This window comes from Amycolatopsis sp. NPDC049691, from assembly GCF_040675005.1.
Lineage (GTDB): Bacteria > Actinomycetota > Actinomycetes > Mycobacteriales > Pseudonocardiaceae > Amycolatopsis.
In genome coordinates, this window is record NZ_JBFANX010000015.1 from 167,227 (window position 1) to 184,958 (window position 17,732).

At 69.7% G+C, this 17,732-nt stretch carries 15 protein-coding genes; 8 read left to right on the plus strand and 7 right to left on the minus strand.

Annotated elements, in window-relative coordinates; genetic code table 11:
* Nucleotides 1-31: 31 nt before the first annotated feature.
* Together AB0J40_RS30670 and AB0J40_RS30675 are read left to right on the plus strand one after the other, a co-directional pair.
* Nucleotides 32-430: a carboxymuconolactone decarboxylase family protein gene (locus AB0J40_RS30670; protein WP_364459627.1), complete on the plus strand. Its 399-nt coding sequence runs from the start codon at nucleotides 32-34 to the stop codon at nucleotides 428-430.
* Entirely contained in the window at nucleotides 427-1,092 is a 666-nt protein-coding gene (locus AB0J40_RS30675; RefSeq protein ID WP_364459630.1) for an epimerase, read from the plus strand. Before AB0J40_RS30670 ends, AB0J40_RS30675 begins: the two co-directional genes overlap by 4 nt.
* On the opposite strand, the gene AB0J40_RS30680 is transcribed toward AB0J40_RS30675, so the two are convergent.
* The 3 genes from AB0J40_RS30680 to AB0J40_RS30690 are packed head-to-tail and all read right to left on the minus strand — an operon-like array spanning nucleotide 1,052 to nucleotide 3,526.
* Entirely contained in the window at nucleotides 1,052-1,696 is a 645-nt protein-coding gene (locus tag AB0J40_RS30680; RefSeq protein WP_364459633.1) for a TetR family transcriptional regulator, read from the minus strand. The genes AB0J40_RS30675 and AB0J40_RS30680 overlap by 41 nt on opposite strands.
* A gap of 19 nt (nucleotides 1,697-1,715) precedes the next feature.
* Nucleotides 1,716-2,132 carry a PGPGW domain-containing protein gene (locus AB0J40_RS30685; protein WP_364459636.1) on the minus strand — a complete coding sequence of 139 codons (417 nt, stop codon included), beginning with the start codon at nucleotides 2,130-2,132 and terminating at the stop codon, nucleotides 1,716-1,718.
* The gene (locus AB0J40_RS30690) at nucleotides 2,099-3,526 is read right to left on the minus strand and encodes a serine hydrolase (protein WP_364459639.1); all 1,428 of its coding nucleotides are present in this window, start codon (nucleotides 3,524-3,526) and stop codon (nucleotides 2,099-2,101) included. The genes AB0J40_RS30685 and AB0J40_RS30690 overlap by 34 nt, the downstream gene beginning before the upstream one ends.
* A gap of 132 nt (nucleotides 3,527-3,658) precedes the next feature.
* On the opposite strand from AB0J40_RS30690, the gene AB0J40_RS30695 reads away from it, so the two are divergent.
* The 3 genes from AB0J40_RS30695 (at nucleotide 3,659) to AB0J40_RS30705 (ending at nucleotide 6,441) form a co-directional block, all read left to right on the plus strand.
* Nucleotides 3,659-3,991, plus strand: a complete 333-nt coding sequence (locus tag AB0J40_RS30695) for a metalloregulator ArsR/SmtB family transcription factor (protein WP_364459642.1) — start codon at nucleotides 3,659-3,661, stop codon at nucleotides 3,989-3,991.
* Entirely contained in the window at nucleotides 3,988-4,449 is a 462-nt protein-coding gene (locus AB0J40_RS30700; protein WP_364459645.1) for an SRPBCC family protein, read from the plus strand. Before AB0J40_RS30695 ends, AB0J40_RS30700 begins: the two co-directional genes overlap by 4 nt.
* Nucleotides 4,450-5,214: 765 nt before the next feature.
* On the plus strand, nucleotides 5,215-6,441 hold the full coding sequence (locus AB0J40_RS30705; RefSeq protein WP_364459648.1) for a DUF222 domain-containing protein: 1,227 nt from the start codon (nucleotides 5,215-5,217) through the stop codon (nucleotides 6,439-6,441).
* A gap of 751 nt (nucleotides 6,442-7,192) precedes the next feature.
* Here AB0J40_RS30705 and AB0J40_RS30710 read toward each other — a convergent pair.
* Together AB0J40_RS30710 and AB0J40_RS30715 are read right to left on the minus strand one after the other, a co-directional pair.
* Entirely contained in the window at nucleotides 7,193-7,780 is a 588-nt protein-coding gene (locus AB0J40_RS30710) for a CE1759 family FMN reductase (RefSeq protein ID WP_364459651.1), read from the minus strand.
* A complete protein-coding gene (locus tag AB0J40_RS30715) occupies nucleotides 7,777-8,874 on the minus strand; it encodes an LLM class flavin-dependent oxidoreductase (RefSeq protein WP_364459654.1) in 1,098 nt (365 codons plus the stop codon). The genes AB0J40_RS30710 and AB0J40_RS30715 overlap by 4 nt, the downstream gene beginning before the upstream one ends.
* 108 nt (nucleotides 8,875-8,982) lie before the next feature.
* On the opposite strand from AB0J40_RS30715, the gene AB0J40_RS30720 reads away from it, so the two are divergent.
* The 3 genes from AB0J40_RS30720 to AB0J40_RS30730 all read left to right on the plus strand — a co-directional run bounded on the left by AB0J40_RS30720 (nucleotide 8,983) and on the right by AB0J40_RS30730 (nucleotide 15,067).
* Nucleotides 8,983-10,368 carry a hypothetical protein gene (locus AB0J40_RS30720; protein ID WP_364459657.1) on the plus strand — a complete coding sequence of 462 codons (1,386 nt, stop codon included), beginning with the start codon at nucleotides 8,983-8,985 and terminating at the stop codon, nucleotides 10,366-10,368.
* A 134-nt stretch (nucleotides 10,369-10,502) separates the two neighbouring features.
* Complete coding sequence (locus tag AB0J40_RS30725; RefSeq protein ID WP_364459660.1) at nucleotides 10,503-12,554, plus strand: DNA topoisomerase IV subunit B; 2,052 nt, start codon at nucleotides 10,503-10,505, stop codon at nucleotides 12,552-12,554.
* Between the two features lie 29 nt (nucleotides 12,555-12,583).
* Complete coding sequence (locus tag AB0J40_RS30730; protein ID WP_364459663.1) at nucleotides 12,584-15,067, plus strand: DNA topoisomerase IV subunit A; 2,484 nt, start codon at nucleotides 12,584-12,586, stop codon at nucleotides 15,065-15,067.
* 15 nt (nucleotides 15,068-15,082) lie between these two features.
* Here the strand turns inward: AB0J40_RS30730 and AB0J40_RS30735 are convergent, their stop codons facing one another.
* Together AB0J40_RS30735 and AB0J40_RS30740 are read right to left on the minus strand one after the other, a co-directional pair.
* Nucleotides 15,083-16,393, minus strand: a complete 1,311-nt coding sequence (locus tag AB0J40_RS30735) for a family 1 glycosylhydrolase (protein WP_364459666.1) — start codon at nucleotides 16,391-16,393, stop codon at nucleotides 15,083-15,085.
* A gap of 58 nt (nucleotides 16,394-16,451) precedes the next feature.
* Complete coding sequence (locus AB0J40_RS30740; protein WP_364459669.1) at nucleotides 16,452-17,723, minus strand: RICIN domain-containing protein; 1,272 nt, start codon at nucleotides 17,721-17,723, stop codon at nucleotides 16,452-16,454.
* Between the last annotated feature and the right edge of the window lie 9 nt (nucleotides 17,724-17,732).

A 17,732-nucleotide genomic window follows, 5' to 3' on the forward strand; every position in this document is an offset into this window, starting at 1 on the left:
GGAGCCCGCTCCAGCCGCTACCGTCGCCGTCATGACCGATGATCGTTTCGAACGCGGCAAGCGGGCCCTGGTCGACCTCAACGGGGAGGAGACGGCCCAGCGCGTGCTGGACAGTCTCGAGGACATCTCGCCGAAGCTCGCCGACAGTCTCGTGTCGTGGGGCTTCGGCGAGATCTACACGCGCCCGGCGCTCGTGCCGCGCGACCGGCAGCTCGTCACGCTCGGCATGCTCACCGCCCTCGGCGGGTGCGAGCCGCAGCTGGAGGTGCACGTCAACGCGTCGCTCAACGTCGGGCTGAAGCCGGAGGAGATCGTCGAAGCGCTGCTGCAGTCGGCTGCCTACTGCGGCTTTCCCCGTGCCCTCAACGCGACCGCCGTCGCGAAGAAGGTCTTCGCCGAGCGGGGGCTGCTGCCGGTGGCGGACGCGTGAGGGTCGCCCTCTTCGGCGCGACCGGCATGGTCGGGCAGGGCGCGCTGCGCGAGTGCCTGCTCGACGATCGCGTCGAGGCGGTGTTGGCGGTCGGCCGGTCCCCGCTCGGCGAGACGCACCCGAAGCTCACCGAGCGCGTCGAGAAGGATCTGTTCGCCCTCGAGCCGATCACCGGCTACGACGTGTGCCTCTACTGCCTGGGGGTGTCCTCGGTCGGCATGGCGCCGGCGGAGTACGAGCGGATCACCTACGAACTGGCCCTTTCGGTCGCGCGGAAGCTGCCCGAGGGCACCACGTTCGTGTACGTCTCGGGCCAGGGCACCGACAGCACCGAACGCGGCCGGGTCCGCTGGGCGCGCGTCAAGGGCGCCACCGAGAACGCGCTCGCGAAGCTGCCGCTGCGGACGTTCGCCGTCCGCCCCGGCTACATCCAGCCGATGCACGGGATCACGTCCAAGACCACGTTGTACCGGACGCTCTACCGCGTCGCGATGCCGCTGTACCCGCTGCTGCGCCGGCTGTTCCCCCGTTTCGTGACGAACAACGAGGAAATCGGCCGGGCGATGCTGGAGGTCGCCGAGAACGGCTACGAGAAGCCCGTCCTCGAGAACACCGACATCGTCACCGCCGCCGCGCGACGAGGCCGGCCAGCAGGTTCGTGAGGTTCTCCGCCACCACCGCCTCGAACCCCGGCGCACCGCCGGCCTCGGCCGTCGCCAGCGCGACCGCTTCCGTCGGGTTCGCGTAGGGCCACGCCCCCGACACCACGACCACGACGGCCCGCGCGAACACCCGGGCCGCTTCCGCGGACAGCTCCGGAACCTCGGCGCGGACCAGCGACGCCAGCCGTTCGAGGTTCGCGGCCGCGCGGAGCTTGAAGCCGCGCGCGAACTCCAGGGAGATGTTGCGCTCCAGCACCGGGGCCATCGCGCTGATCAGCTCGCACAGCAGCGGCCGCTCGGCCAGCGTCGCCGCGATCGTTTCGGCGATCCGCTCCTCCCTCGCGAAGGCCGGCAGCTCGCCGAACGCCAGCTCGTCGAGCCACGCCGTCCACGCCGTGTCGAGGACTTCGAGGAAGACCGCTTCGCGGCTGTCGAAGTAGCGGAGCACATTGGACTTCGCGAGCCCGACGCGGCAGGCCAGCTCCCGCAGGCTGATGTCGGCGACCGGACGCTCGGCCAGCAGCTCCCGCGCGGCGGCGAGGATCGCGGTGCGGCGCGCCTCGATCTGCTCCGGTCGCCGGGCACGCTGGAATCCGGCGCTCATGGCGCCGACAGTATCGCCCTCAGCTGCGGCTGGGGGCTTCGCGCCGGTTCTTGACCCGCCGGTAGCTCCAGATCAGCAGCGCGAACAGGATCACCGAAGACAGGATCAGGCTCGACCCGGTGCTCCAGCCGGCGAACGGCAGCGACTTCACCGTGCCCCAGACGATCCCCGCCGCCAGCAGGGCCAGCCCGGCCAGCACCGACCCGGCGATCCGCAGCGGCGACGACACGCTCTCCTCCGCCGCCTTCATCGCGCGGTCGCGCACCGGGTCGACGTACCGCTCGAGCGCCGGGAACTCCGACGCCAGCAGCAGGAGCCCGGCGAGCACGAGCAGCAGCCCGGGGCCGGGCAGGACGAGCAGCAGCACCCCGACCACCAGCAGGATGGCACCGGCCACCGTGATCAGGATCCGCTTCGCCTGTTTGCCGAGACCCACTGGGCGTCTCCCCTCGTTTCGTCCGATTCTTCCTGGTCGCGGCGCCGCGTGCCACTCACGAGGGCCCGTGCCGTGGCCGCGGCCACGGTCAGGCCCGCGAGCGCCACCACGCCGAGCGCGACCACGAGCCCCGGCCAGACGTAGAGCACCTGGGCGTAGGTACCCCGCCGTCCGGCGAATACCCACCCGAGCAGCTGGGGCAGGAACGCCAGGGGGACGAGCGGCAGCAACGGCGGGACGATCCGCCACCACCGGGGCTTCCGGCGGGCTCGCCGGACACCGAGGATCGCCAGGCCCACCGCGATCACCGCGAGCGCGGCCAGCACCCAGTCTGCGACCACCCCGGCGGGCAACGCGGGCTCCGGTGCCCCGCCCTCCAGCAGGCTCGCGAGGCCCTGGGCCAGCAGCTCGGCCTCGTTGTCCAGCGCCATCCCGGTGGTGGCCAGCACCGCGACGCCGTACCCACCGGGCAGCAGCACCTGCGCCGCGGTGTGGGTGAACCAGTCGCCGGTGTGCGAGGTCCGGCCGTCCCGGACGCGCCAGCCCAGCGCGTAGTCGCGGCCGGGCGCGGGCGTGTGCGCGCTCCGGACCGACTCCGGAGTCAGCACCCCACCGCCGTCCTGCTGCGCTCGCAGCCACTTCGCCAGGTCCTCCGCGGTGCTCAGCACACCGTGGCTGCCGCCGGTGAACCAGTCCGGTTCGGACACCGGGACCGCGAAGCCGAAGGCCCGCACGTACCCGGCGGTCCCGGCGGGCGGTTCGTCCACGGCGGAGCTGGCGGTCATGCCGAGCGGCGCGAACAGCTTCGTTCGCAGGTACTCCGCGAACGGCTGCCCGGCGACGACCTCGACGATCCGGGCCGCCACTTCGTAGTTCGGGTTGTGGTAGTGGAACTCCGCGCCGGGCTCGCTCGCGAGCGGCGCGTCCTTCAGCCGCGCGACGGCTTCGGCGAGGGTGTGCGGTTGGGGCAGCTCGAGATCGGGGAAGACGGAGTCGGCCATCCCGGACGTCTGGTCCAGCAGCATCCGGACGGTGATCCGAGCGCCGCGCTCGTCGGCGAGCCGGAAGCCCGGCAGGTAGCGCGTCACCGGCTCGTCCAGCGCGAGCCGGCCGGTTTCGGCGAGCTGGAGCACGGCGAAGGCCGTCATGGACTTGCTCAGCGACGCGATCGGCAGCGGTGTCGAGGCGGTGATCGGCGCGCCGGCGGAGTCGTGGCCGTAGCCGGCGACGCGGACGACGTCGCCGCCGTGGGTGACGGCGACCGCGGCGCCGGGCAGGCCGGTGTGGTCGAGGTAGGCGCGGACGTATTCGTCGACGTCGGGACGCTGGCCGGCGGCGGCGGGCGGCGCGACGGCGAGCAGGAGGGCCGCGAGCAGGAGGAAGAACCTGGTCATGGCGGTGAACGTAGGTCGTTGGCCGGCCTGCGGGCCGCTGCCGGACGACGTCGGCCACCCCCGACTTTCGGCAGGTCTTGACAGCGGGCTTACAGTCAAGACATCAGTTGATAAACAGATTGGTTGATAAAGATGGCGGTTGACGAGGAGGCGCTGGACCGGGCGTTCACCGCACTCGGCGACCCGGTCCGCCGGGCCCTGATCGCCCGGCTGTCGCGCGGCGAAGCGACGGTCAACGAGCTGGCCGAGCCCTTCCCGATCACGAAGCAGGCGGTGTCCCGGCACATCCAGGTGCTGGAGCAGGCCGGCCTGATCACGCGCAGCCGCGACGGCCAGCGCCGCCCGTGCCACCTGGTGCCGTCGGCCCTCGAAGCACTGACCGGCTGGATCGACACGTACCGGCTGGCCACCGAACGCAGCTACCGGCGGCTCGACGCCGTCCTGGAGACCCTGGAGGAGAAATGAGCACGACGATCACCGCCCAGCCCGGAACGCCGTTCATCGAGGTGACGCGCGAGTTCGCGGCCCCGCCGTCGGCGGTCCTGCGCGCCCACACGGATCCCGGGCTGATCGTCCGCTGGCTGGGCCCGCACGGGATGGAGATGGAGATAGTGGAGTTCGACGCGAGGTCAGGAGGTGGCTACGAGTACATCCACCGCGATTCCCGAGGCGAGTACCGCTTCCGCGGCGTGTACCACACGGTCAGCGACGACCGGATCATCCAGACGTTCGAGTACCTGGGAGCACCGGGCGAGGTGACACTGGATTCGATGGTGCTGACCGACCTGGGCGACGGCCGCACACGCATGGTGACGCACTCGGTGTTCCCCTCGGTTTCGGCACGCGACACGGCGTTGGAGAGCGGGATGAGCCGCGGGATGACGGAGTCGTACGAGCGGCTCGACAAGGTGCTGGCGGGCTGAGATGCCGAGGGTCATCGCGAGCTTCTGCATGTCACTGGACGGGTTCGTGGCTCGCCCGGACAATTCGGTCGGACCGCTGTTCGACTGGTACACCGCCGGCGACGTCGAGGTCCCGATGGTCGGCTACCCGACGACGTTCCGGGTCTCCCCCGCGAGCGCTTCGTACCTCCAGTCCTTTATGGACACAGTCCGCGACAGCGCTTTCGTCTGCGGGCGGCGGGTTTTCGACTACACGCGGGGGTGGGGTGGGCGTCCTCCCGGTGGGGGTTCCGCCTTCGTCGTCACTCATCGGCCGCCTCCTTCATGGTCGTCTTCCGTCTTGGCTCCTTTCACTTTCGTTCCGGATGTTGCTCGTGCTGTCGAGTTGGCCGCCGCTGCGGGGGATGGGACCGTTGGGGTCTCCGGGCCCTCTATTGCTCGGCAGTGCCTGGAGCTTGGGCTTCTCTCCGAGGTTCGGGTTGATCTTGTGCCCGTGTTTCTCGGTTCTGGGGTTCCTTACTTCTCCGGGCTCTCGCCTTCTTGTGCGTCGCTGGAGCAGGTTGACGTTGTGGTCGGGTCTGGTGTGACACACTTGGTTTACCGGGTCCAGTACCAAGACTCTTAAAGATGCGGCTTCGCCGGGGCGTGGGAAATCGGCGCTTCCTATGGCTGGTTGTTCCTGTGTCTGGGAGCGCCGATTCCCCACGCAACGGTGTCCCTGCCGGGCTTCTTCTTTCTACCCTTTCGTGTGATGATCATGTGTTCGGGTTCGGCTAACCTTGTTGTATGGCAACGGAAACGGTGTGGCAGACGGATGCGATGGCTCTGGCCGATCGCATCTCCACGCTGCTCACCGTGGTGCGTTCTGCCGAGGCTGAGATCGGTGCGTTGCTGGTGGAAATCGAGTCCCGCGGGGTGATGGAGCTGTTCGGCTACCGCTCGGTCACCCGGCTTCTCGAGCACTTGGCTGACATCCCGAAGTCCGCTGCCGAGACGATGGTCAAACGAGCCCAGGCCCTGCACCCCGGCCATCGCCTCGACAGCCCGGCACCTGTCGCTCCCTCGACTGCTGCCGCCGCGGCGGAGGGCCGCTTGAGCAACCCGATGATCGACACCATCATCGGCAGTCTCACGCAGGTCCCGCCCGAGCACCGCGAGGAGGCCGAGCAGCACCTGCTGGCCCTGGCCTCGGAGGCGGGTTACAAGCAGGTCGCCGCCCTCGGCGCGCGCATCATCGCCCACCTGGACCCCGACGGCCCCGAACCCGACCCCACCGAACCCGCCACTCCCAGCCGGGAACTGTCCCTGCGCCGCAAAAGAACCGGAGTCTGGGAGCTGCACGGCCGCTTCGACGACGAAACCGGCACCCGCGCCAGCGCCCTGCTCGACGCCCTAGCCGAACGCCGCACCAACCCCGCAGAGGGCACCGACCTGCGATCCCCGCAGGAACGCTACGGCGACGCCTTCTCCGACACCATCGACCTCGCCCTCAACTCGCCGGACCTGCCCATGCAGGCCGGGGAACGGGCACACGTGATGGTCGCGGTATCGCTGAAGGACCTCAAAGCTGGCGTCGGCCAGGCCACCCTCGGAGACACCGGCACCATCACGGCGGCCGAAGCCCGCATCCACGCCTGCGACAGCATGATCATCCCCGCGGTGCTGGGCGAGAACAGCGAACCCCTGAACCTCGGACGGCTCCGCCGCCTGATCTCCGCAGGCCTACGCCGAGCGTTGTTCCTGCGCGACCGCGGCTGCGCGTTCCCGGGTTGCCATCGCCCGCCCCGCCACTGCCAGGGCCACCACATCCGCCACTGGGCCGACGGAGGCCCCACCAACCTGAACAACCTGGTCCTGATGTGCGCCCACCACCACCGGCTACTCCACCGCTCAGGCTGGGAAGTCCGCATCGCCACCGACGGCCTCCCCGAGTTCCGCCCACCAGCCTTCCTGGACAAACACCGAAAACCCAGACGCAACAACCTCCACCAACCACTGCCATTCGCAGCGTGAACAACCGAACACGGGAAAGGCCCGCAGCCACAAGGCTACGGGCCTACACCCACATCCAAATCACCAACGGACCCGACCACACAAGCCCGCGACTTATGGCTCACCCCTCGGAAGAAGCCACCCCGTCGATCCGCACGTTCCACCGACCGCCACACCAGCCCACTGACCACCAACAGACCCCACCGACGGGCGAGTAGCCAACCAACCACCGCACCAAGCCCAAACCGAAGCTGACCTAAGGCACAGCAACCCGAACCGCCGCACCGGCCATGCGCCGCTGCCCGCCCCAAGCCTCACCAGCCGGCAACTCTCCCTCACAGCAAAAGCCGACCAAACTGAGTCTTCATGTCCGGAAGGACCACTCGGCAGCCGGCCGGCCAAACCCGAGCCACCCCGCAGATCCCCGCCCGATGGCCGGCCAAAGCAACCAGCCGGCCACAACGGCAAAACCCACCAGCCCTCTAGCCCCGGCGAAGCCGCACCCGAGCCTCCCCGCCCGGTGGCCAACCAAAACAACCAGCCAGCCACCACGCCAAACCCACCGCCCCGCAGCCCCGACGAAGCCGCACCCGAGCCTTCCCGCCCGGTGGCCAACCAGAACAACCAGCCGGCTACCACGGCAAACCCACCAGCCCTCTAGCCCCGGCGAAGCCGCACCTGAGCCCCCGCCCGGTGGCCAACCAAAACAACCAGCCAGCCACCACGCCAAACCCTCCAGCCCCGGCGAAGCCGGAGCCAGAGGCCCAGGGCCCTACTCCCCCACCTCAGCCAACAGCTGCGCAAAGGGAACAAACCCCGTCCCCCCACCACCGGCAACCCGACCACCAACCGCAGCAGCCAACTCAGCCCCGGCCTTCTCGATCCGCCGCTGCAGAGCCCCCTCCCCGCTCCCCCAATCCGAAGAAGCGGCATAAACCCCGGTAGCCACAGGATCCGCCTTCAAGTACCCGAACAACGGCCGCAGCTGGTAGTCCAGCACCAGCGAGTGCCGCTCGGTCCCACCAGTCGCACCCAGCAGAACCGGCTTCCCCACCAGCGAATCCGCGTCCAGCACGTCGAAGAACGACTTGAACAACCCGCTGTACCCCGCCGTGAACACCGGCGTCACCACGATCAGCCCGTCCGCAGACACCACCGTCGAGATCGCCGACTGCAGAGCGGGGCTCGGGAACCCCGTCAGCAAGTTCTTCGTGATGTCCAAAGCGACATCCCGCAGCTCCACCACCGACACCGACGACTCGCCGTCGGCAGCGGCGACAGTCGCCGCGGCCAGCCGGTCCGCCAGCAACCGGGACGACGACGGCACCGACAGCCCCGCCGTCACCACCGCGAGCTTCATTCCGACACCTCCGAAGACGACGTAGAAGACGAAGAGACCAGCGAAGCGTGCGTAGGCGCCTCAGGCACGTGCGCCGGACGAAGCGAATCCAGCTCCTTCCGCAGCACCGGCACCACCTCCGAACCCAGCAGGTCGAGCTGCTCCAGCACCGTCTTCAGCGGCAGCCCCGCGTGGTCCATCAAGAACAACTGCCGCTGGTAGTCACCGAAGTGCTCGCGGAACGTCAGCGTCTTGTCGATGACCTCCTGCGGGCTGCCCACCGTCAGCGGCGTCTGGTCGGTGAACTCCTCCAGCGTCGGCCCGTGGCCGTACACCGGGGCGTTGTCGAAGTACGGCCGGAACTCGTTCCACGCGTCCTGGGACCGCGGCCGGATGAACGCCTGTCCACCCAAGCCCACGATCGCCTGGTCCGCGGAACCGTGGCCGTAGTGCTCGAAACGCTGGCGGTAGAACGAGATCAGCTGCTGGAAGTGCGACGTCGGCCAGAAGATGTGGTTGGCGAAGAAGCCGTCTCCGTAGAACGCCGCCTGCTCCGCGATCTCCGGGCTGCGGATCGACCCGTGCCACACGAACGGCGGGACCCCGTCGAGCGGCCGGGGCGTCGACGTGAAGCCCTGCAGCGGCGTGCGGAACTTGCCGGACCAGTCGACGACGTCCTCGCGCCACAGCCGGCGCAGCAGCGCGTACTTCTCGATCGCCAGCGGGATGCCCTGGCGGATGTCCTCGCCGAACCACGGGTACACCGGGCCCGTGTTGCCGCGGCCCATCATGAGGTCGACGCGGCCGTCGGCCAGGTGCTGCAGCATCGCGAAGTCCTCGGCGATCTTCACCGGGTCGTTCGTGGTGATCAGCGTCGTCGACGTCGACAGGATGATCTTGGACGTCTGCGCCGCGATGTACCCCAGCATCGTCGTCGGCGACGACGGCACGAACGGCGGGTTGTGGTGCTCGCCCGTCGCGAAGACGTCGAGGCCGACCTCCTCCGCCTTCAGCGCGATGCGGACCATCGCCTTGATCCGCTCGTGCTCCGTCGGCGTGGTGCCGTTCGTGGGATCGGTCGTGACGTCGCCCACCGAGAAGATTCCGAACTGCATGACCTGACTCCCTTCGCGACCCCCACCTTACATGCGCGTTCAACTACTTCCAAGCAAGAGATATTCCGGCCGTCAATGCCGTAGGGGGCACCAAGTAAGGTCAAGGCCATGGACGCGGAGCTCGGTCGGCTGGGTCTGGCAGAACGTTCGGTACGACTACTCACGGGCCGCGACATCTGGGGTTCGATCACCCCGCTGCTCGCGCCCCGCCGGAACCTGGTGGCGGCTTTCGGCCACGTCGGCCCCGGCGCGGCCGCGCTGCTGCCGCTGGAACCCGGCGACACGGTGATCACGGATGCCAGCCTGGACATGGTGCTGTCCGGCGCGACCAGCCCGCACGCCCTGCTGCACTGGGTGAAGGCGGGCGTGATCGTGCACTCGCTGCGCGGGCTGAACGCGAAGCTGGTGATCGCCGAGGACGACCCGTCGTTCGTGGTCGTCGGCTCGGCCGACGTCACCGCCGCCGGCCCGCGGCAGCTGTTCGAGGCCGTCACCGTCTCCCACGAGAAGCACACCGTCGAAGAGGCCCAGGAGGCCTGGCTGGAGTGGTGCGACCTCGCCGGCCCCGCGCTGACCGCGGGCGACCTGGAGCCCCTCCTGGAGCAGTACGGCGCCGGCAAGCCGGTCACCTCGCCGCGCCCCGCGGCCACCCGCACGCCGCCCGCGCGCCCGGTGGTGACCAGCCGCCCGGCCACGCCCGTCCGCCCCGCGGCCCCCACCCCGGCGCCGTCGCCGGTGCGCCCGGCGCCCACGACCGCCGACCGGCCCGCCACACCTCCGGCGCCCGCCGCCCCGGCCCGGCCCGCCGCACCCCCGGCCGCCGCCGCGCCGGCGGCACCCGCCGGCTCGGCCGCCCCGGTCCAGCCGGAGCCCGCCCCCGAGCGGCCCGCCGCGACCACCGAGCCCGGCGCCTCGGCGCCCGCCGCCGCGGAACCGGTTGCGGAAGCGGCCGAAACCGGCCCGGCCGCCGAGACCCCCGAAGCCACCGACGTCCCCCGGCCCGCGTGGCCGCGCCCGGCGGAGCTGTACCTCGTCAGCCTCGTCGAAGGCGGCGAGCCGTCGGCCGAGGCCGAGTACCGGCTCGAAGAACTGCAGCGCGAGTACACCCACCCCGGCGAGAACGGCGAACAGCCGTTCCGCGTCGAACTGTTCTGGGCCGACGACGGCCAGGGCCAGGACCCGCCGCGCACCCTGCGCCCGGGTGTGCACGTGATCCGCGTCTACAGCCAGAAGCAGGGCCGCGCCCTGGTCGGGTCGCGGATCGAGGCCCCCGGTCTCGTGCTGCACGCCTACGCCGACGAGTTCGCCTACCCGCGCCGCACGTACTGCTACATCCTGACCCGGGAGCCCGCCTCCCGGCCGGCCTTCGGCGACCTCCGCAAGGCTCTCGCCGCGATCGGCGAAAAGCCGAACTTCCGGAACAGCTTCCAGGTCCCGCGGAAGATCGAAGCCCTGCTGGGCCTGTGGCCCGACCTGGCCTACGACCCCCGTTAGGGGGCGGCGCACGCCACTCCGGGGACGGGAGCGCGCGGAAACTGTCGGGGCGGGCGGATATCCTGCTCTACGGTGCAGGCCAGTCCGCACCGCCACCAGCACTTTCGCGAGCCACGATCCGGGAGAACGACCCTGTGACTGCCGAGACCTTGTACGGGGCCGATGACCTGACCCATCTCGAGGGTCTCGAGGCCGTCCGCAAACGCCCCGGGATGTACATCGGCTCCACCGACAGCCGGGGCATCAACCACCTCTTCTCCGAGGTGGTGGACAACTCGACGGACGAGGGTGTCGCCGGCCACGCGACGAAGATCGTCGTCACGCTGCACGCCGACGGCAGCGTCCAGGTGGACGACGACGGCCGCGGCATCCCCACCGGCACCCACGCCAAGTCCGGTTTGTCCGGCGTCGAGCTGGTGCTGACGCGGCTGCACGCGGGCGGCAAGTTCGGCGGCTCGGGCTACAAGACCTCCGGCGGCCTGCACGGCGTCGGCGCTTCGGCGGTCAACGCGCTGTCGCACCGCTTCGACGTCACGGTGAAGCAGGACGGCAAGGTCCACCAGATGTCGTTCAAGCACGGCGTCCCCGGCACCTTCGACGGCCCCGGCCCGAAGGCGAAGTTCACCCGCCGGTCCGGGCTGAACCTCGTCGGCAAGATGAAGCGCGGCGAGCGCAGCGGCACGTCGATCCGCTACTGGTACGACGCCCGCTACTTCGAGTCCGGCGCGGCGCTGGACGTCGAAGGCGTGCGGGCGAAGCTGCGCAACACCGCGTTCCTCGTCCCGGGCGTCACGTACGTGCTGCGCACCGCGATCGAAGACACGATCAACGAAGAGACGTTCCACTTCCCGAACGGGCTGGTCGACATGGTCGACTTCCTGACCCCGTCGGGCGAGAAGCCGGTGTGCGGCACGCTGCTGATCACCGGTGAGGGCACGTACAAGGAGAACGCGGCCGACGCCGCCGGCGTCATGCAGTCCAATGTGGAGCGCCACGCCGAGGTCGAGGTGGCGCTGCGCTGGGGCACCGGTTACGAGCGCACGGTCGAGTGCTTCACCAACACGATCCGCAACGTCCACGGCGGCACGCACCGCCGCGGCTTCGACCGCGCGGTCACGAAGGCGTTGCAGGAGGCCATCTCCAAGACCCGCGGGCTGCTCAAGCCCAAGGAGGACATGCCGACGACCGAGGACGTCCTCGAGGGCATGACCGCCGTTATCCACGTCCGGCTGCCCGAGCCGCAGTTCACGTCGCAGACGAAGGACGAGCTGTCCACCGCCGGCATCACCCGCGTGCTGCAGGGCATCGTCGACAAGCACGTCAAGGCCTGGACCGAAGACCGCAAGACCAAGTCCGAAGCCAAGGTCGTGCTGCAGAAGGTGGTCGACGCCGCGCGCGTCCGGCTCACGCAGAAGCAGCAGAAGGACGCCGCCCGGCGCAAGACCGCGCTCGAAGGCGCGGCGATGCCGCCGAAGCTGGTCGACTGCCGCACCACCGGCATCTCCCGCAGCGAGCTGTTCCTGGTCGAGGGCGACAGCGCGCTCGGGTCGGCCCGGATGGCGCGCGTCTCGGAGTACCAGGCGCTGCTCCCGCTGCGCGGCAAGATCCTGAACGTCCAGAAGGCCTCGCTCGGCGACACGCTGAAGAACGCCGAGATCGCGTCGATCGTGCAGGTCCTCGGCGCCGGCACCGGCCGCACGTTCGACCTGACGACCATGCGGTACGGCCGGGTGATCCTGATGGCCGACGCCGACGTCGACGGCTCGCACATCCGGACCCTGCTGATCACGCTGTTCGCCCGGTACATGCGCCCGGTGATCGAGGACGGCAGGCTGTACGCGGCGATGCCGCCGCTGCACAAGGTCGTCACGAAGGGCCGCAACGCCGAAACGCACTTCACCTTCACGCAGCGCGAGATGGAGCAGAAGGTCGCCGAGCTGGAGAAGGCGGGCAAGACGATCGTCAAGCCGGTCCCCCGGTTCAAGGGTCTCGGCGAGATGGACGCCGACGAGCTGTGGGAGACCACGATGAACCCGGCGACGCGCTCGGTGCGCCGCATCACCATGGACGACGCCGAAGCCGCCGAGGCCGCGCTGGAACTGCTGATGGGCGAGAAGGTCGAGCCCCGGCGCAACTGGCTGGTCGAGTCGTCCGACCGCGTCGACCGCGAAGCCATCGACGCCTGAGTTTTCCGTAGCTACCAAGGAGTTTCGCCGTGGCACGCCGTAAGGCCCCCACCACCCGCGTCGACCCGAGCGCGTTCGACTCCGCCGGGGCGCAGGTCTTCGAGAACCCGCTGAAGACCGAGATCGAGGACTCCTACCTGGAGTACGCGTACTCGGTCATCCACTCGCGCGCCCTGCCGGACGCGCGGGACGGGCTGAAGCCGGTGCACCGCCGGATCCTGTTCTCGATGAACGAGAACGGCTACCGGCCGACGCACGCGTACGTGAAGTCCTCCCGCGTGGTCGGCGACGTGATGGGCCGCTACCACCCGCACGGCGACGTCGCGATCTACGACGCGATGGTCCGGATGGCGCAGGACTTCTCGCTGAACGTCCCGCTGATCGACGGCCACGGCAACTTCGGTTCGCCGGACGACGGCCCGGCCGCGTCGCGGTACACCGAGGCGCGGATGTCGCCCGAAGCGATGCAGCTGGTCGGCGAGCTGGGCGAGGAGACCGTCGACTTCCGGCCGAACTACGACGGTTCGCTGCAGGAGCCGTCGGTGCTGCCGGCGGCGTTCCCGAACCTGCTGGTCAACGGCACGTCCGGGATCGCGGTCGGGATGGCGACCAACATGATCCCGCACAACCTCGGCGAGGTCATCGCGGCGGCGCGCTGGCTGATCACGCACCCGTCGGCGACGCTCGACAAGCTGATGGAGTTCATCCCCGGCCCGGACCTGCCGACCGGTGGCAGCCTGCTGGGCCTCGACGAGGTGCGGCGCGCGTACGAGACCGGCCGCGGCGTGGTCCGGATGCGGGCGAGCGTCGAAACCGGCCTCCTCGAAGGCAGCCGCGGGCGGCAGGCGATCACCGTCACCGAGCTGCCCTACGGCGTCGGCCCGGAGAAGGTGATCGAGAAGATCACCGACGAGGTCAACAAGTCCAAGCGGCTCACCGGCATCGCCGACGTCAAGGACCTCACCGACCGCGAGAACGGCACGCGGCTGGTCATCGAGTGCAAGGTCGGCGTCAACCCGCAGGCCCTGCTCGCCGACCTCTACCGGCTCACGCCGCTGGAGCAGTCGTTCGGCATCAACAACCTGGTGCTCGTCGACGGCCAGCCGCGGACCCTGGGCCTGAAGGAGCTGCTGGAAGTCTTCCTGCGGCACCGCTACGACGTCGTCACGCGGCGCACGAAGTACCGGCGCCGCAAGCGCGAAGAGCGGCTGCACCTGGTCGACGGCCTGCTGATCGCGCTGCTGAACATCGACAAGGTCATCAAGCTCATCCGCGAGAGCGAGAACGCGCAGGCCGCGAAGGACGGCTTGATGACGCGCTTCAAGCTGTCGGAGATCCAGGCGACGTACATCCTCGACACGCCGCTGCGCCGGCTGACCAAGTACGACCGGCTGGAGCTGGAGTCGGAGCAGGAGCGGCTGCGCGAGGAGATCGCGGAGCTGACGAAGATCCTCGACGACGAGTCGGTGCTGAAGAAGCTCGTCTCGTCGGAGCTGGCGAAGATCGCGAAGGACTTCCCGACCGAGCGCCGCACGTCCCTGATCGACGGTGACCTGAAGGAGGTCCTGGCCGCGTCGAAGCCGTCGGGCCCGCTGGAGGTCGCGGACGACCCGTGCCAGGTGATCCTGTCGGCGACCGGCCTGGTGGCCCGCACGGCGGCCGAGTCCGAGGAGTCGACGGAGACGCGCCGGCGCAACGGCCGCGTGAAGCACGACGCCGTCTCGGCGGTGGTCCACACGACCGCGCGCGGCCAGGTCCTGCTGGTGACGAGCCGTGGCCGCGCGTTCAAGACGGACGTGCTGCCGTTGCCGGTGCTGCCGGAGCAGGCGGGCACGGTGTCCCTGCGCGGCGGCATGGCGGCGCGCGAGCTGGTCCCGCTGGAGAAGGGCGAGACGGTCGTCGGCATCGCGCCGCTGGGCGAACAGGCGGCGGGTTCCCCGGGGCTGGCGCTGGGCACCCGGGCGGGCGTGGTGAAGGTGTGCGCGCCGGAGTGGCCGGTCCGGTCGGACGAGTTCGAAGTGATCACGCTGAAGGACGGCGACGAGGTCGTCGGCGCGACGTGGCTGACGGACGGCTCGGAGACGCTGGCGTTCGTGTCGTCGGAGGCGTCACTGCTGAAGTACTCGGCCTCGCTGGTCCGCCCGCAGGGCCTGAAGGGCGGCGGCATGGCGGGCATGAACGTCGGGTCGGGCTCGGTGGTGTTCTTCGGAGCGATCCGCACGGACGACGACGAGCACGGCGAGCCGATGGTCATCACGGCCACGGGCCAGAGCGTGAAGGTGACACCGTTCAGCGAGTACCCGGCGAAGGGCCGCGCCACGGGCGGCGTCCGAGCCCAGCGGTTCCTGAAGGGCGAGACCGCGTTGCGGGTGGCCTGGATCGGCCCGCGTCCCGCGGGCGCGGCCAAGAACGGCGACCCGGTGGAACTCCCGGAGATCGACGTCCGCCGGGACGGCTCGGGTCACGCCCACCCGGGCCCGGACGTGGTGGGCCACCTCATCGAGCGCGACTGACGTCAGGACCGGAAATCAGCCCAGCGGGGCAACCGGACCGGGGTAACGAGCGGGGTCGAGGCAGCTGCCGAGCCCGTCGACGACCGAGCAGAAGCCCGGCGGCCGCACCGGCGTGTAGCCAGCCGGCACGCCGTGGCCGGCGATCAGGTCTCGGTACGCCGCGACGGCGTCGGTCGGCCGCCGCGTCAGCGTGGCGTCCGAACGCGCGTCCACTGTGTACAGTCCGAACCGCGGCTGGTAGCTGCCCCACTCGTAGTTGTCGGTCAGGCTCCAGTAGTTGTAGCCGATGACGTTCATGCCGTCGGCCTTCGCGCGCTGCACCCAGTAGATGTGGTCGCGCAGGTGGTCCGACCGCGTGTAGCCGTCCGGCCGTGCGTTGCCGTTGTCGGTCGGCATCCCGTTCTCGACGACGTACAGCGGCAGGTTCGGGAACTTCCGCGCGTAGTAGCGCAGGGCGTAGTAGATCCCGTCCGGCTGCGGGGTCACCTTCCAGAACTCGCCGCTCGCCGCGTGGACGGCGCTGAGGTTGTCGAGGCTCGCGCCGTAGTAGTAGTCGAGGCCGGCGAAGTCGAGCTTGTCGCGCACCCGGTCGAGGAACGACGCGTCGAGGATGCCCTGCGCCGCCGGGATGTAGGCCGTGTTGCTGGACACCAGCGCACCGGGGTCCAGCGAGTGGATCAGGTCGTACGCCGCCCGGTGCACGTTCACCAGCCGCGTCTGCGCCCACGGCAGCTTCCAGCCGGCGAGCCCGCCGTTGGTGGTCTCGTTCTGCAGGTAGACGGTCGGCTCGTTGATCGTGATCCAGATGGCCCCGAGCCCGCGGTACCGCTCGACGACGCGGCGGGCGTTGGCCAGCCAGGCGTCGACCGTGCGGTCGGAGTCCCAGCCGCCTTGGTCGGCGACCCAGCCCGGGTAGACCCAGTGGTCGAGGGTGATCATCGGCCGCATGCCGGCGGCGACCACGCGCCGGACGACGTCGTCGTAGTACGCGAGTTCCGTCTGGTCCACCTGGCCGGGCCGAGGTTCGATGCGCGCCCATTCGACGCTGAAGCGGAAGACGTTCACGCCGAGCTGCTTAGCGCGGTCGATGTCTTCGGCGTAGCGGTGCCGGAAGTCGACGGCCTCGCGGTAGGGCTCCTTGATCGACGACGTCTTCGCCTGCTCGTAGCGGCGCCAGTTGCTGTCGGGCGCCGAGCCCTCCGACTGGTACCCCGAGGTCGCGACGCCCCAGAAGAACACCGGCGACGCGACCGCGGGACTCACCCCCGCGAGCAGGCCCACCAGCAGGGCCAGGACTACGACGATCGCTCGGTTCCGGCGCGCCACGGCACCCTCCTCAGCCAACGTGAAGGTCATTCATGTTAGCTGAGGAGGCGCCGACCCGCTAGGCGACCTTGAACGACTGGGCGGCGCTGCCGCTGCAGGTCGCCTGGACCAGCTGGACGCTGTCCGCGGTGGAAGCTCCCGGCACGGTCAGGCACTTGCCGCTGTGGCGGGCGACGAAGTGGTAGTAGCCGCCGCCTTCGGACACCGGCTGCCACTGCTGGTTGTTCCCGCCGCTGTAGGACCACAGCTGCAGGCCGGCGTTGTCGGCGGTGGACACGTCGGTCACGTCGATGACCTGCGCCGGGTTCGTCCGGTTGTTGATCCGGTCGTAGCCGCCGCTGGTCGGGGCGAACTGGTACCGCTGCGCCGTGGTCCCGTTGCAGGTGTACTGCTGGATCACGGTGCCGTTGGCACTGGCCGCAGCCCGGGCGTCGACGCACTTGCCGGACGCCTTGTTCGTCACCGCGTACCAGGCCGACGGGTCGATCGTGCCGTCCGGCGGCGGGGTGGTCGTGCCACCGCCGCCGAGCCACTTCAGGCCGTCGAGCACGAACCGGTTCTGGTCGGCGCTCTCGAACGTCGACGACAGCGCGGTGTTCGTGTCGTAGTTCATCGCGTTGTGGCCGAAGTTCGCGTAGAGCATCTTGTAGTTCTTGTTCGTCCAAGCGATCGGGTAGTAACCGCTGTACCAGGTCTGGTTCGGGTCGGTGCCGATCGGGAAGGTGGACTGGTCCATCGAGGCCAGGATGGAGATGTTCGGGTTCTGGCGCAGGTCGTTCTGCCAGGCGTACCACTCCGACGTCGACGACTTGATCGTCGCCGGCAGGTTCACCGTCGAGGGGTGCGTGCGGTTCTCGATCTTCAGCGTCTCCGGCGTCGGGCCCCACGTGTTGGACGTGAACCGGCCGGTGCCGAGGAAGTCGTTGTGGAACCAGTTGGCGTACGACGGCGTCGAGCTGTCGTTGTACGCCGTGACGTGGAAGCCGAAGAAGCCGCCGCCGTTCTGCATGTAGGTCTGGAAGCCCTGGAACTGCGCGGCCGACTGCGGCTGGTCGTCGAAGAACATCACGACGTCCGCGGTGGACTTGGTGATGCTGGTCAGGCGGTTCCAGTCGGTCGTCGAGGAGTAGGTGTAGCCGTTGGCCGCCGCCTGCTGGGCGAACCAGACGTTGGCCTCCTTCTCGAAGCTGATGTGCGCGGCGTCGTAGGTGCCGCTGTAGAACGCGAGCACCTTGAACGGTGTCGCGGCCTGCACGGCCGGGGCGCCCAGGCTCAAGCCCAGACAGGCGGCGAAGAAGGCCAGGATTCTGACCAGGGGACGGCGGGGCATGCGATGTTC